Origin of the sequence: Aquimarina muelleri DSM 19832, assembly GCF_000430665.1 — a bacterium.
GTDB lineage: Bacteria > Bacteroidota > Bacteroidia > Flavobacteriales > Flavobacteriaceae > Aquimarina > Aquimarina muelleri.
The window spans coordinates 1-15,271 of record NZ_AUML01000060.1 but is presented as its reverse complement, the minus strand read 5'-3'; the positions used below and the strand labels follow the sequence as shown (position 1 = coordinate 15,271).

12 protein-coding genes and 1 pseudogene are annotated in these 15,271 nt (G+C 30.2%); 2 read left to right on the top strand and 11 right to left on the bottom strand.

The features are described 5' to 3' along the window. Together H527_RS0117755 and H527_RS24465 are read left to right on the top strand one after the other, a co-directional pair. Nucleotides 1-922 (top strand): helix-turn-helix domain-containing protein (locus tag H527_RS0117755; protein ID WP_027413929.1); only part of this gene is annotated, 922 nt, incomplete at its 5' end. A gap of 238 nt (nt 923-1,160) precedes the next feature. Beyond that, nucleotides 1,161-1,367: a hypothetical protein gene (locus H527_RS24465; protein WP_027413928.1), complete on the top strand. Its 207-nt coding sequence runs from the start codon at nt 1,161-1,163 to the stop codon at nt 1,365-1,367. Between the two features lie 337 nt (nt 1,368-1,704). On the opposite strand, the gene H527_RS0117745 is transcribed toward H527_RS24465, so the two are convergent. From H527_RS0117745 to H527_RS24230, 11 genes and pseudogenes are all read right to left on the bottom strand, one after another. Further along, nucleotides 1,705-2,157 (bottom strand): hypothetical protein, encoded by a 453-nt coding sequence (locus H527_RS0117745; protein WP_155837939.1) that lies wholly within the window; start codon nt 2,155-2,157, stop codon nt 1,705-1,707. 235 nt (nt 2,158-2,392) lie between these two features. Next, the gene (locus tag H527_RS0117735; protein ID WP_027413926.1) at nt 2,393-2,644 is read right to left on the bottom strand and encodes a hypothetical protein; all 252 of its coding nucleotides are present in this window, start codon (nt 2,642-2,644) and stop codon (nt 2,393-2,395) included. 41 nt (nt 2,645-2,685) lie between these two features. After that, the gene (locus tag H527_RS0117730) at nt 2,686-2,934 is read right to left on the bottom strand and encodes a hypothetical protein (protein ID WP_155837938.1); all 249 of its coding nucleotides are present in this window, start codon (nt 2,932-2,934) and stop codon (nt 2,686-2,688) included. A gap of 300 nt (nt 2,935-3,234) precedes the next feature. Continuing rightward, nucleotides 3,235-6,477, bottom strand: coding sequence for a DEAD/DEAH box helicase (locus tag H527_RS0117725; RefSeq protein ID WP_027413924.1), 3,243 nt, complete (start codon nt 6,475-6,477; stop codon nt 3,235-3,237). Nucleotides 6,478-7,303: 826 nt separating this feature from the next. Continuing rightward, nucleotides 7,304-8,605: an SH3 domain-containing protein gene (locus H527_RS0117720; RefSeq protein ID WP_027413923.1), complete on the bottom strand. Its 1,302-nt coding sequence runs from the start codon at nt 8,603-8,605 to the stop codon at nt 7,304-7,306. A 74-nt stretch (nt 8,606-8,679) separates the two neighbouring features. Further along, nucleotides 8,680-9,993, bottom strand: coding sequence for a tetratricopeptide repeat protein (locus H527_RS0117715; RefSeq protein WP_081414640.1), 1,314 nt, complete (start codon nt 9,991-9,993; stop codon nt 8,680-8,682). 164 nt (nt 9,994-10,157) lie between these two features. Next, the gene (locus tag H527_RS0117710; RefSeq protein WP_027413921.1) at nt 10,158-11,024 is read right to left on the bottom strand and encodes a hypothetical protein; all 867 of its coding nucleotides are present in this window, start codon (nt 11,022-11,024) and stop codon (nt 10,158-10,160) included. Nucleotides 11,025-11,039: 15 nt separating this feature from the next. Continuing rightward, nucleotides 11,040-12,671: a CHAP domain-containing protein gene (locus H527_RS23285; RefSeq protein ID WP_051316859.1), complete on the bottom strand. Its 1,632-nt coding sequence runs from the start codon at nt 12,669-12,671 to the stop codon at nt 11,040-11,042. A 114-nt stretch (nt 12,672-12,785) separates the two neighbouring features. Beyond that, complete coding sequence (locus tag H527_RS0117700; protein ID WP_027413920.1) at nt 12,786-13,682, bottom strand: YARHG domain-containing protein; 897 nt, start codon at nt 13,680-13,682, stop codon at nt 12,786-12,788. A 13-nt stretch (nt 13,683-13,695) separates the two neighbouring features. Next, nucleotides 13,696-14,442: a hypothetical protein gene (locus tag H527_RS0117695; protein ID WP_027413919.1), complete on the bottom strand. Its 747-nt coding sequence runs from the start codon at nt 14,440-14,442 to the stop codon at nt 13,696-13,698. Then, nucleotides 14,439-15,271: pseudogene (locus H527_RS24230) on the bottom strand (hypothetical protein); the annotation flags it as partial. The pseudogene H527_RS24230 and the gene H527_RS0117695, both read right to left, overlap by 4 nt.

Genomic DNA, 15,271 nt, shown 5'->3' with positions numbered 1-15,271 from the left:
ACATGGACTTTTGTTATATTTTTATGTTATAGAAATTACGGGGAATAGTATTAAAAAAAACAGTATTACATTTTTACATTTTCTTCCATCTATCATTTTAGTTTTATTATCTCTTCCTTTTTATCAATTAACTGGAGAAAAAAAAATAATTGTTTATCAAAACAGTGGAGAAGGTTTTGAATGGTATGTATTGTTACTATCATTAGTAATAATAATATCTGGATTAACTTATTCTATTTGGTCTTTAATAGTTATAAACAGATATCAAAAAAACATAAAAAATAAGTTTTCAAATACAGATAAAAAGGAGTTACAGTGGTTAAAATGCTTATCAATTGGTAATGGACTTATATTCATTTTATCTCTTTTTTTTGAGAACAATGTTACCTACGCTGCAATAGCTATTTTAGTCATCTTTATAGGCTTTTTTGGAATCAACCAATTAAATATTTTTTATTATAATAACGATGTAGTTGAAACATTAGATAAAGAATTCAGTGTTGAAGATAAAAAAACAAATAGGAAAGAGTTTTCTAAAATAAATGTTTCAAACGAAAAATATGTTAAGTCTGGATTAAATGAAGATAAGGCTTCGAAAATTTATAACAACCTAAAAAAATTAATGGAGGACAGTTCTTACTATAAAAAACAGGAAATCACATTAGTAGAGTTATCCAGAGTCTTAAAAGTACACCCCAATCATTTATCACAAGTTATTAATGAGATGGAAGGAAAGAATTTTTACAACTACATCAATTCACTACGTATAAAAGAGTTTATCAAAATGGCTTCTATTCCAGAGAATAAAAAATACACCATGATTTCTCTAGCTTATGATTGCGGTTTTAGTACAAAATCTACATTCAACAAACATTTTAAATTGCAAACAGGAAAAACACCTACTTCTTTTTTCAATTCTTAGCTTTCTTTTTTTAAATAATTCACTTCTGCTTGTAAAGTGAGACCACTTTCGTTAGTAATTATAATTCATTGAAAAACCTTATTAATAAAGAGGTTGTTGGTTTATACTTATAGGCACGGACTTCTGTTTTTATTCTCCTTGTCTATCTGGTCTTTTGAGGTTTAAAATAAGCACATCTTTGCCTAAGTATTGAAGCGATATGAAATAGTTTCTTCGCAAATTTTTAAATTTTATAATAATGAAAACAAAAAAATTTTATTTATCTGTTATTGTTTTTACTGTGTTTTTTGCATTTAGCTCATGTAGTCTTGGTGACGATGACAACAATATTGTTGAAAGAAATGATGATGATGGAGATGGTGTAATAAACGTTATTGATAAATGTGCTCAAACGCCAGAAGGTGTTGAAGTCGATGCTGTTGGGTGTCCTATAGAAGAAAATTGAATATAGATAATTATTTATGAAAATTTACATATTTAATGAATCAATATTGTATATACTTATTAGCGTAGTCATACAATTTAGTTATTAAATTGAACGTTTAATTAGGCTAAAAGATCTCTATTTTCAATTCGTTTTTTTTCGATTTGAGCACAGTAGTGAGTTCCTTAATTACAAAGCAGAGTAGAGCCTAATAGTTCTATCTATTAGGCTCTAGTTTAATTTAGCTATTATTTGTATATTAATTTTATGGAAATAGATCGGTTTATTGAACTTTTATCTTTTCTCATGGTACGTTTACATCGAACAATGTGCATCTGTATTATACGAGTTATTGAAATTAGTTTTTTATTTCAAAACTATCTAATATAGGCTTCATTTCACAAATTCTTGTCTTATAGTATTCAATATATTCAGTTTTTAGACTTAATGTATAGTGCCTTTTTCTTACCGTATCTAATACTGTAATACTAAATAAAATCATTTGCGGAATGTCATCCTCATAGAGTATAATATTGTATCTCCTTTTCTGCCCAATTAAGTAAATCTCTCCTGTTTCTAGAATGTTATTGTTATTCTCAACAGTCTCTTGTTCCCCTTCCCAATCCCAGTCGTAAATATATTTCATTTCAACTACACTGAAAAAACGCTTATAACCTTGTAAAGTATCTCCAACTGTTAGTGCATTTATTTCCTCGTCTACGAACCTTATTGGTTCCCATGAAATGTTTGGTATTTTATAACTAAAATTCCCTAAAGAGTCAGTAACTTTAATTCCATTTTTTAAGTCCATTTTGGACATTTTACAAAAACCAAAATTCTGGAGAGTTTTCTTTTGTCCACAGGATATGAAAATTATTAATAGTAGTATTTGTAGAGTTTTTTTCATTCTAATTATTGTCAATTTTCACTAAATTGAGCGCATTATCACTCGCAAGGGCTATAATTTTAGCTATAGCTTTATGCTCTTTTTTTATATAAGCATATTTCTCTTCTCTTGTCAAATTTACACCCAATATTGTCATCGTTTATTTAGACGTTAGTTCTTTTTGTAATGACTTTATGGCTCTATGTTGAAAATCATCTAAATTGTCTTTAGATATTGAAGCCTTAAAACTCTTATGAAGCCAATTAATATTATGTATTAAAATAGGTATTCCTGATAGGAAAGTTGACCTTTCATAATCATTATTTTTACATTCTAGATCAAAGCAAAATTCGTTTTCTGTTTCATCTATATCTGTAATTTTAGCATTTCCAAATATATTTTCTAATCCCATATTAATTGATTTACATGTTTTTATAATCGTGTTATTGAACTTTAATTATCTTTTATAATCTTAAAAGTTTCAGATTTTTTCCCGCTTATTTCTTCTTTAATCTCATGAAGTGCTTTAATTAAATTATCTATTTCTTCAGCATCAATTAACATTTTTTCACCAACGGGATGTTGTAATTCTGTTTCCATTCTAATCTCAACTTCTAAAGATTTATTGCTAGAACCAAATTGTAAATACAAATGATGATCATCATCGCTATTTTCTTGACCTATAAATTTATATTTCATCATTTTATTAAACTTTAAGATTTTTTCTTAATAATATACTTTATTCCTGTTGATATAAATTACAATAGAAATTTGAAGTTTACTATATAACACTTTATCCCAAGATTTTTCTGTGCTAATATTTACTTCTCACACATACTTAAACAAACTTGGAAAAAGAAATATTATGGTAAAAATTCCTAACGCCGAGATTACTATAAAAACTAGAGTTTTCTTCATTATACTTTAAACTTTTAAAGTCTCTATAAGAAACATAGCGTTCCAAAGGAGACTATGTTTATGTAGAGTATTAGCTGCTGGCGTTTAACTGGAATATACTTTTAATTCTACATTACCGACTGTATGAAGATAGTGATGAGTATTTCCTAAGAGTAGCATAATATTATCAGAACCCTCTCCTTTCACTAAACTTGGTTGAACTATGTAAATGTGAAACTTCATCTCCTTAGTCCATTTAGCTGCATTTAATAATTGCTCCAAATCATCTTCACTCCCTTTTATTATTCTACTACAAGTAGCCTCATTTTTAGTTTTAGTTATTCTTCTCAATAAATGGTCAAAAAAATCCTTACCATTACGATACTTCCAATTAAGAGACTTTTGTGCTTGTCCACATACTTCATAGAAGTTTCCAATATCATTTCCAGTACGCCCACCTTTAGCATACTTCAAATGGAATAAATGAATATCAATTTTATTTTCTCCATCGTTAATCCCTATAACATCTGCAATCTCACCTGATCCATCATCATCATAAATGATTTCATAATCATCTCGAATTTGATTGATGAAGTAATATTGTATTGAATCGGTTTCATAGGGTGCAATGCCTTGTGCTTCTTTTCTAATGGAGACACCCCCCCAATTCATTGGAGTAATATTATCTAATGCAATTCCATCAACCCAAGGTTTAGGAACAACATAGCTATTTTGAAATAATTGACTTCCATCTGCAAACCAAAAAATTGGAGTGAATTCTTGCAAGAAACTTCCTAGATTTTCTCTTTTATTACCGTATTCAATAATAGGATTTTCACTAGAAATTTTCGTTACCTTATGGAAGGCAACTTCTTTACCATCAATTATATTAGCTCCTAATACTAAATCATATTCAATACTATAATTTTCGCATTTGAAACAAAAACGTAATGGGGAATCATCGGGGCTTTCTACTACATTTAATTCAGAATTAGACAAATCATATGTGCTCCCATTAATGCTAATCCTATATCTGTTTTCAGCATATTGAAACATTTCATGGTGCCACTCAACTGCAATTGGAGTAACACTTGGTTTTACCTTAATCGTTTTAGGTATAAGGGTGTTTTCTAAAACCGTATTAGGATTGATATTAGGGTTAATAAGTACATCTCCTACATCTTTACACCATTGAGTCAACTCATTTAGATTACCTCGTAAATAAGACCATACTTTACCCTTTACGGAACAGCCCAAAGAAACCTTTTCTCCATCTTTATAACCTACACCAAAAATATTATTTTTTATGAAAGTGCCTTGCTCCAAGAGCTTTATTCCATCTTGTACTCCTTTTCCAAAAAAGGATTGAAAACTTATATCACGGCCAGTACCTTTCCTTGCACCAACATTATATAAAGTAAGTCTTTTAACATCATAAAAAATCTTGAACATATCCATTCCTTTAATTTGAATAGATCCATCTCCAAATACAGCTTTAACGAGCTTAGTGTATGATAGATTTTTCATTGAAGTATGAATGAATATCATATTTTTATTAGGTCTTCTATCCCAATGAACTACAATCATATTCCAATCCATATTTTGAACCACATCAAAATTACCCCACTCAACTTTATCCACCTTGCCTAAGATAATAACCAACGTGCCTTTCTCATTATTATGCTTACTTAATTGATGTTCGTAGGTTCCAATATTGTTAATACCTTCCTTCCAATTAGCAGGATTCCAATGATCTCCAATATTCCGGAATACAACCGAACTCATAGCAGGATTAATATTTTGAAAAGGTATTTTAGAGTTTTCAAGGTCATTGAATCCTTCTAGGAATTCTTGGAAATTAATTTCCTTATCGGTGGCACCTTCACTCAAGTTTGGAAGTAGTAGATTCCAATCCGCATTTTTTGCATAAAGATGATTAAGCTCTTGTTGGATAGGAGGGTATGCAATATTTGTAATAAAACTTGCATTACCAAGATTTGCAAAAGATGTTCTAGTAAATCTACCAACAAATTGGAGTGTGATTGGGAGGCTTTGTCTTTCATCATGAATGGCTGCAATCTTGAGTTCTGGAAGATCAAAACCTTCTCCTAGCATATTTACACAAACAATTATACTATGCTCCTTTGCCTTAATTGCTTTTACCTTATCCTTTAGACCAGGAACCCCCGTATAAACAATTACGGGGTTTAAATCTTCATGTTTCTCATAGTGCTTAAAGACCTCTTTAGCTCGATTTTTTGATATACATCTTGCCATGATAATATGTGGATGACCATTAGCAATATCTTCTCTTAATTGTTCTACTGCTTTATCTGCTATTTTTTTATCAGCCTTCTCCTTATCATATTCTCTAATGGGTAAATAGTTTATCTTTTTGTAGTACTCTTGCTTTTGCGCTTCTTTAAGAGAGAAGTTGAAAATGAATTTACCATCTAGATTCTTACCGTCGTTTCTAAAAGGAGTTGCTGTAAATAGAAATACCTTCTTCTTATCAAATCTATCTATGAACTTCTTCCATGTGCTTGCTTCGGAATGGTGAGCCTCATCAACAAATAGATGGGAAAAAGAATTAGAGAAAGCCATTTGATGTTGGTAATCGCTACCACCAAGAATACTCATTGTAGTAACTACCACATTTGTTTTGGAAATGAACTCTAATAGGTGCTCTTCACTTTCAAATTTTGAATGGATAACACCTACTATTGGATTATGACAAGTCTCATCTACCATTCCAAATTCTCTTAATAGTCCAAGATTGGTAACCTTGTTTGATAATTGAGTACGTAATGAATCGGATGGAACGGCAACCAAAAGCTTTTCACACTCATTAGCTACCAAGGTTGATAACATTGTTTCTGTTTTTCCTGTTCCCGTAGGCATCACTACAATACCTTTATCTTGTGGGTTTTGTACATGCGCTAAGATTGAGTATAAAGCTCCTATTTGTGGTGGTCGTAGTCCTTTTATGTTATTCTCAACATCTTCCTTAATGAACTTAAATTTGCCTTTCCATGAAGCTACAACATCCTGTGGAGTTAGATCTTCAAAGGATGGATGCTTTATCCATCTAGTTAGTTTTAGGGTATCTTCTAAAAAATATTTCCTGTATGGTTTTCTTTTTGCTAGTAAGGCATAATTACAATTTTCGGGAATTTCGTCTTCAACGTTACTTGTAATAAAGAATAATTCACCATTTGATGAGAGTGTAAATGGAGTGCTTTGAACGAATTCAAAATTAAGATTTGTTGACTCATTGTAATATTGTGTAATCACATTGCTTCTATCGGAAAAAATTAGTTTTTCAATATTTGGTAATTTTATTTCCATTTATTTAGGTTAAACTAGGTTCATTTTTGCTTGCAGTTAATAATTGTATAACCCCAATTGGGTTTATTTCTTTTTTATTTTAAATAAACCACCCCATACCCGAAGAAATCTTCAGATATGGGGTGGTTCATAATTTTTGTTACTTCTAAATTAGCAAAATTAAATGAATAGACTATTTTTTTCCTCAATTTTTTATATGTTTTTTGCAATATGCCTTTCGCATATCGAATTTTGAAAAGGAGTGTTAAAGGGAACATATTCAAATAACATATCAGTTCATTTAAGTGTTAAATCATAAACTTATAAAATGAACCGATTTTCTGAACTTGTTAGGTTTTATTCCCCGGTTTCTTACCCAAAGTTCACTAAAATGACCAGTTTATTGGCCCTCATGCCAGAAGCCGTGTCTATAAATAAAGTAAGTAACAAACCAGAAATATTAAAAAAAGTATTCCTCTTTTCTCTACGATTTTAGAGATTAATTCAATCTTATTTTCAAAATCTTATATATTTCTTTTTACCATCAAAGACATAATTCCCTCTTTATGATTAACGGTTCTAATATACGTCTGTTTGGCGATAAAATGTCCCTTCTGTTTCTAACGCCATAACAGCCATTAGCCAGTTTGTTCCTTATCATCATAAGTGTCATACAGACTATACTCATCTGTATAGTTATCGATTTTTCTACTTTTTTACTTTTCTTAAAAATTTGATAAAACTACAACACTACTGCTGTGGTTTTACTTATATGTTTTTATTGCTTACTCTGTCGGTAACGAGTGTGACGCTCGCACCAGCGGGAGAGGGAAATGTAATATTATATTCAATAATAACGCTCTATAAATCGACTAGGAAAAGTTTCTAAATTCACTTTTTCAGAATATATCTTAACCCATTCTTTATAATAATATGTCACTTTTAATATTCTTCCTTCTAATGAATATTTAGCAAATGGTCTCCCTAGAATTGGGCGTTTTTGTAAACCAAAATTATTACTCAATTGACTGTCAAAAACACAATCTGCATCATAATCCCAAATAAGTTCAACTTCATTTTCATTTAAGATCTTTGTTGGAAATGAATAATGACACTGACCATGTAATTCATAAGTTATAGAGTTCTTGTGTATACTCAAATAAATATGATCTAAATAAGCCCAGTTCCTAAAAATACTAGGGTTTTCATAAGGTTGAAGAAATCCATCAAATACATACCCGTGCTGATAGTTCCCGTCAGCATTTTCAAAAGCAATCTTAACCCAATATCCATCTGTAGTAACATAGCTTTCTTCATCCTTAAAACTAAATGGTATATCTGTCTTTACTAATACTTCAATATCCGTATTGAAAGGTAACTGCCAAATACGCTCACTATATATGTCTGGTCTTTCTCTTATCAATAAACCATTTTTAGCTACTACTACAAACCTATTTTTATCCCTAATACGATCATAGGCATAAGAAATTAGTTCTTCTGGATTACAAATATTAAAAGAATACCCCATACCATCAACTTCTACAGTTTCAACTTCTGTTGGCATATCTTCTTTTATTGTATTTATGGTTTCTGATTTTATCTTTCCTTCTGAGACTTCATATTCTAAATTTGAATGACTACCAGCACCCATGGCATAAGATTCTACATAAGTAATTCTTAACGTTTCTTCTTGGTATTTATAATGACTGAAAATATTACTCTGTGGTCCTGTGCCATACAGCCTTATCAATAACGTCTGATCTTTAATTTCAATTTCTTCCTGAACGTAGTTTTTTATGTCATCTTCCTCAGACATATATTTTTCAGGAAATATCGTTTTTGAAGTGACATCGAGATTATAACCTTTCGAGTTTTGTAAAAAAATCATTACCTCCCTAATTCCATTTGACTCATTTCGTTGTTTTACAACTAATGCCAAATCACTTAATTTGTCGCCATTAAGATCTCCTTCTGCTGAATACTCTATCTGATAATGACTGGCTATTAGAGAACTATATTCTATCTTGTTAGAAGTTTTAGAAGGCAGATTCTTGTTAGAGGTTTTAGAAAGTATGTTAGATTGATTTTTCTCTTTCTTACAGCTAATATAGAATACTATTATTAACAATAAAGTTATTCGAATTTTCATGTAATTTTCAAGGTATATGTTAAAGCATTATTGAAATATCCTTTAATTTAGATTTTATCAACTCTCGTATATCATTACATTTTACTCCTAACCCGATTGAGACCTCTTGTATAAGCTTCTCTTGGGTTATTACCATGGGCAAATGAGTAATAACGTATTGCTTCGTCATAATTACTTTCATCCTCATATATCTTGGCTATATTGTAATATGAATTAGCTTTGGTAATATGTTTATTTGTTCCACTTGCCAGTGCAATTGCTTTTCGGTTAGCCCAGATAGCTTCTGCCTTATTGCCGTTTTTATAATAAGCAAGTCCTAAGTTACTATAGGCTTGCCCAAATTCGGGGTTTAATTCAATTGATTTTTTATAAAGTACGATTGATTCCTCTAGGTTATTGTTATGGTATTGTTTCTCTCCCAACTTATTTACTTCTTTGGCTTCTGTAATATCTATTCGGTTACTGGTGGCTTCAAAATTAGTTTCTTGATAATTATTAGATTTCATTAAGTGTTCCAGATTTGTAATGGTAGATTGATAAAACTTGTTTATCGTTATGATTTCTCCCTCTGCAGAAATTTTAAATACATCCCAAATATTACCTGTTACATGAGAAGGGATATAAAATGTCTTAATTAAAGAGCTACCTATATAGACATACACTTTAGCATCACTATTTGATAGTTCTTTAGAATGCGGTAGTTCGTAATTGGTAAAGTCATGAATGAAAAAAGAATATTCAACTCCGTATTTCTTTTTATCTATAGTAATAGTTTCAGGACCATAACTATCGGTATCATCTACATCTAGATTTACAGTGGTTTCTTCCATATTTCTAAAGAACACATGTTTATCCTCATATCTAAGATGCAAATCTAAATCCATGGGAGCCTCTCCCCAGTTTAATACTACTCTTACCCCATCTAAATTTTTCATCTTTGGACTAATGGCGTAGGTAAGTCCTTTACAGGCACATTTGGCGACTAAAGTAGAATACCCTTCTTTTTTAATAATAATAACTGTTTCAGAATCATCATTAAAACCGTTAGGAATTTTTGCAATTCCCTGAGTGTCTGTAATACTAACACTACTTGTCTTTCCTGATCTCTGAAAAATTACTTCTGCCCCTATAATAGGTTTATCTTTGATCACAGCACTTAGTATTTGTATAGTGCTCTTTTCTATGGCTATAGATTCGTTTAAGGTGGTAGGATTACTAGATTTTGGTGTAATCTCTAATACGTCAGATTGCTGATTGCTATTATCTTGTTTTTTTGAATTACAACTGAAACATAACAGTAGTAGTTCTAGTAGTAGCATGGTTTTCATTGTGCTTTTATAGATATGCATAGTAAGGTTATAATTGTATTTCTTATCGTTGGTAGACATACTTTGTGTGGTTTTACTTATATGTTTTTATTGCTTACTCTGTCGGTAACGAGCGTGACGCTCGCACCAGCTGGGGAAAATTTGATAAAACCACAACACTACTGCTGTGGTTTTACGTATATATTTTAGTATCAGTAACGAGCGTTACGCTCGCACCAGCAAGGTTATTCTTTAGTTAATGGATAGCTTTCATTAGGAGGATTAAGTATATAAATAGGGCTTCCAGAAATATTATAATTGTTACCTTGTTTTGATAAAATAAAAATATCATCATTTTTCTGCTTATCCATTAAGACCAAAGTGTCTTTTGTAATATGTGTTACTTGACAATTACGAATTTTCTTTTTTTCTTCATCTAATTGAGAAATTATTTTTGGATTATTTATATCCGAAATATCAAAATCAAAATAAATACTATGCGTTTCTCCCATACGAGTTAAATCTTCTAAGCTGAAACTGAAACTGCCTTTCCATTTTTTTTGAAAAAAAGAACGGTTTCCAATTAAATTTTCTATTTTTAAATTTGTAATGTTTTCATAATCATCGTGGGAATTAATATAGATACTTTCTAAAAATCTCCACTCCCCCTTTTTTAGGCTAAAAACAAAAACTGGACATGGTGGTTTTATGTCATACTCCCAGCCAACAGCTAGCCCTTCAATATGTTTCATAGGAACTTTATCCAAATGCTCTTTCTTGAAAAAGAAAGCTGTTTTTTTATATTTATTTAAAACCTCATTTTTGCTATGAAGAGTGTTCTTATTTTTATATAATTTTGTTATATCTTTTTCATTGTCATAATATAAAATTTCAAATACACCTAGCGTATTGGTACTATCAAAAGAAGAGCCGATAACGATTTTCTTTTCATTATAATATGATGTAACTGATTTTGTATTTATATAATCAATTATTTTTTCTTGTTTTGGGGAATCATTTTCTTTAGAAATTACTGGTTTTTGACCTCTAGATTTACAAGAAGTTAAAAATAATGTAGACAAGATAAGGTAAATATAAAATTGTTTTTTCATAAGGAAAGTAGTTAGTTATTTAGAATAATGTTTTAGAGGTGTGTAATACTGTATGATTTTACCTTTTTTCTTGTTATCACGTAAATGATTTTTGTCTTTGTCATAAGTCCATATCACCACACCATCAAATTTAATACCTTCATGCCATGAATAAGATTGTTCACTGATAGATTCTATAGTAGTCACTTTCTTAGTTGTAGAATTATAACTTTTGACTATTCCTGCATGACCATTCCATGCAAAAATATCACCTTTTTTAGGGGAGTCATTATTGATCATTAGTTTGTCTGGATGTTTTGTAGCATATGTTTTGAATTCTGAAGAGTTTATGATCTTTATATCTTCACTCCATTCGATCTTATTTAAGTATCTGCAAACTAATTCAGTACAATCCATATATTCTAAAGATTCTTCTGTGTTTTTAGCTCTTAGTTTTTTTCCATACTCCCATGGATGGGGGTACTTAACTTTATATGACGTATTATGATCAGATCTTAATTCTGCTTCGGTAATTGCCAAATCTTCTGCCCAATCAAGACCTTCTTGTATTTTTAAATCAGAATTAATCAGTTTGTTATTATCTTGATTTGACAATGTACAACTACCATCATTACAATTATTTTTCTTTTCTGTTCCTTCATTATACCATCGTTCAATCTCTTGGGTTACTTCCCACATATAGGTAGTACCGTTTTCGGTATATCCTCTTTTGTAAATTTTCTTACCCTTTTTATTAAACTTACCTCTATGATTTAAAGTTTTCCATTCGTCTTTTTCCTTATGAAATGCAGGGTTGTTATAATACGCTTCTCGATCACTTGTCCATAAGACGAGGTCTTTATCACTACCTTTTCCTGTTTTATCTGGGAGTAATACTGAAAGATAAACATCCGTTAAACAATTAATTTTATCTTTTTTGCGACCTATCCACTGTTCGACATAATCTAGTTGCTCAAAGCGAGACATACTTAATAAAGATTTCTGAGTAGTTCCAATATCTTTAACAGCATCTTCTCCAAATTGTACCAATCCAACATATCCAATCCCATTATCTGTTTGGTGATCAAATGTCCCTTCTGTTTCTAACGCCATAACAGCCATTAGCCAGTTTGCTCCTTCTAACTTATTATTGCCAAGGTTTAGATTTTTAGCAATTTGAATAACTTTTTTCCTTTCCTTGCAGCTTAATTTTTCACCCCATATAAGAGTTTTGCAGTTTCCACCATCTCCCAACAACTTTATTGGGGCAAAAACCGGTTCACTCCCCAAGATCACGGCACTATTGGCTTCCATAAAATCCTTTAACGGTAAGGTCTTGGCTACTTTTAACATTAAAGCTGCTATACGAATGCTATTTTTTTTGTTTTCTTCTTCGGTTTTGTTTGGGTTTGCTACATAGTAAGCCCTTGGGAACTCTACACCACTTTCTTTTTCTTTTAAATAAAAATACCTAGGTAATTCTGCTAATTTCTGGTGTTTGTTTTCCCATTCTTCTGGTATGGTAAACAGGGCTTCGCCTTTGCCTTCTTCGTCTACTTTAAAACTAATTATATGCCCTTTTTGCTCCTTATCATCATAAGTGTCATATACACTATACTCATCTGTGTGGTTATCGATTTTTCTGCTTTTTTCACTTTGCTTAAACATCTGTTTTATCAAATTTTGCAACGGAAAATTTGATAAATCCACAAATCAATGCCGTGGTTTTACTTATATATTTTATCGATAACAAATCACTAAGTCATCGGTTTTTCAGTACTTTTACCCAGACAACATACCAGGGTCTACATATTTCCAATCATAAACATTAAAATCTTTTAAATGGATTTTTTGTTGTTGTATTACTGTATTCTGTTCCTTTTTGTTTGTGTCATAATTTTGATAATCTTTTATTACTTTACTCAAGATCATATTATCATTATCAAAATTAAAAATGAATGTGTTTTCTTGACTAAATCCTTGTGTGCCTGCACCACGATATAATTGCATTGTTGAAAAATGGAATACTTTTTTTTCTAGTTTTACATTAGAAAAAGAATATTCTGATCCATTTTCCCAGTTATCACAATTATTACAAGGGATTACTGAATCTGATTTTAAATATTCTATGTACTTATTACTTATTTCAGTTCCCAAAAATATTTGAAGTCTATATTCTTCTTTTGCATTTCCACCTAAGCTATCATCTGTACTAATATCAATTATCCAAATGATATCTTCGATATCATCGTTATTAATAAATCCTTTTAATTCTGTATTTATGTAGAATTTGTTATCCTCATAGAATTTTCTTTCTTTTTCTAAGTTGACTGTTGGTAATGAAAGAAGAGGTTGGTTTGCTGTAATGTTTTTTTCTAACTCTTTTATTTTTTTTACATACTCTTGTTCTGTAGTAGATAAAACTATTTTAGCATTAGCATTAGGCGTGTACCATTTTTTACTTGCATAATAGTCATTTAGGCTTTTGTCTTTAAAGACATGCCCTTTACGTGCAAAAACTTCATTTCGTATTAAACGTAATTCTCCTATAGATTTAGATTGTAACTCTTTGTCTTCTAGGAATTCAAAAGAGTTGGTAGAAGATGCTTCGATTGATATATCATTTTTTTCTTTACAAGAAAAAAATGATATAAATATTACTATAATTAAATACTTCATAAAAACTAAAATATCACTCTTTAATTACAAAACCCTTTTTGTTAATGATATAATAAGTCTCTTTAATTGTCTTTTCATCAGATATAAAAATTCTTTTTCGTGAAACTACACCATTTTTATCAATATCAGAAAAAATATTTGCAGCGCCATCTTCAGAAGAGAATCCATAAATCAAAGACAAACCATCTTGAACCTTCTTATCTTGACTAATTATTATCTCACCCTCATTTGTATATGTATGTAAACGTATAGCAGCAAAAGTATTGTCGTTTTCTAAGGCTAATACTGTTAAGTAACCAATCACAATAACATTATCAATTTTAAATTTTAAAATTGGTATTACAAAAAAAATATTATCTTGAACCTTATTATTTTTCAAATACTGTTCCAAAGCAAAATCTTCCAAACTCTTTTGTTTGATTCTCAAAAACTCACTAACTGAATATTTTTTAGATTTTGTTAAACTCTCAAAATCAAAAGTCTTGGTTTCATATATTGCAAGATTTTTATCCAACTCATTGAGATTAATTTTAAAGGTAAAAATATCCTTATCCCAATCGCTTTGTTCCTTTATAAGCAAATTATCAAAAGTTTTATAATTTATGGGTAAACTTATTTCTTGAATTTCATCAAGAAATAATTGAAAAGGTATATTGTTTGATACTTGATAACTACTTGTGTTTTGAGACTCTAAATTAGAACTTGGAACTTGTTTACAAGCAATTACAAATGTTAGTAATAATAAAATTAATTTTTTCATTGTTTCTTGATATGATTTAAATCGTAACCTTGAATATGTAAATGATTTTTATGTCCTTTAACATGCTTTCCATGATGAACAAGTTTGTCATTTTTTTCACCATATTTAAATGACGCCATTCCTTTATAACCAAATTTATAAAGTGCATTAATAAAATTGTTCTGTCTCAATTCATCAAATTCAGGTGATGTAATTAATAATTTCTTTTTTACTTTATTCTTATTAAAATATCTTAAATCACCATATATCCCGTTTACATGGGTTTTACTAGGATTACCTATACCATCTGCATTTGTAAAACCATTTAAAACAACATCATCGTAACTCACCTCTGCAAGAGCTCCTATAAAGGATGCAAATGCACCAATATCAACATATTCACGATTCGAATTATGGAAATAAGAGATCAATAAATCGTCTTTTTTATAATTGAGTGGTTTTTTCTTAATGTTTATCAAATGCATTTTTCCTGGGATTTTAGCATAATAGATATCTGCTTCATATATTGGGCTATATCTTACCACATAATCACCCGTTTTTGGTTTTTTCTCTTTACCATTTTTATATCTAGTATCATTAATTTTTATCCTCCATTGACCTAACTCATGTGCTTCTCCATTTTTATCATAATAAGTATAGCTCGCTACTTTACTATCTTCACTTCCCGATCTAGCAATACTTCCATCAGCATATATATCAAAGTGTAAGCTTTCTTCCTCAACAATAGGCTTCACCTGTTCCCCGAAACTTGGTTCACTCCCCAAGATCACGGCACTATTGGCTTCCATAAAATCCTTTAACGGTAAGGTCTTGGCTACTTTTAACATTA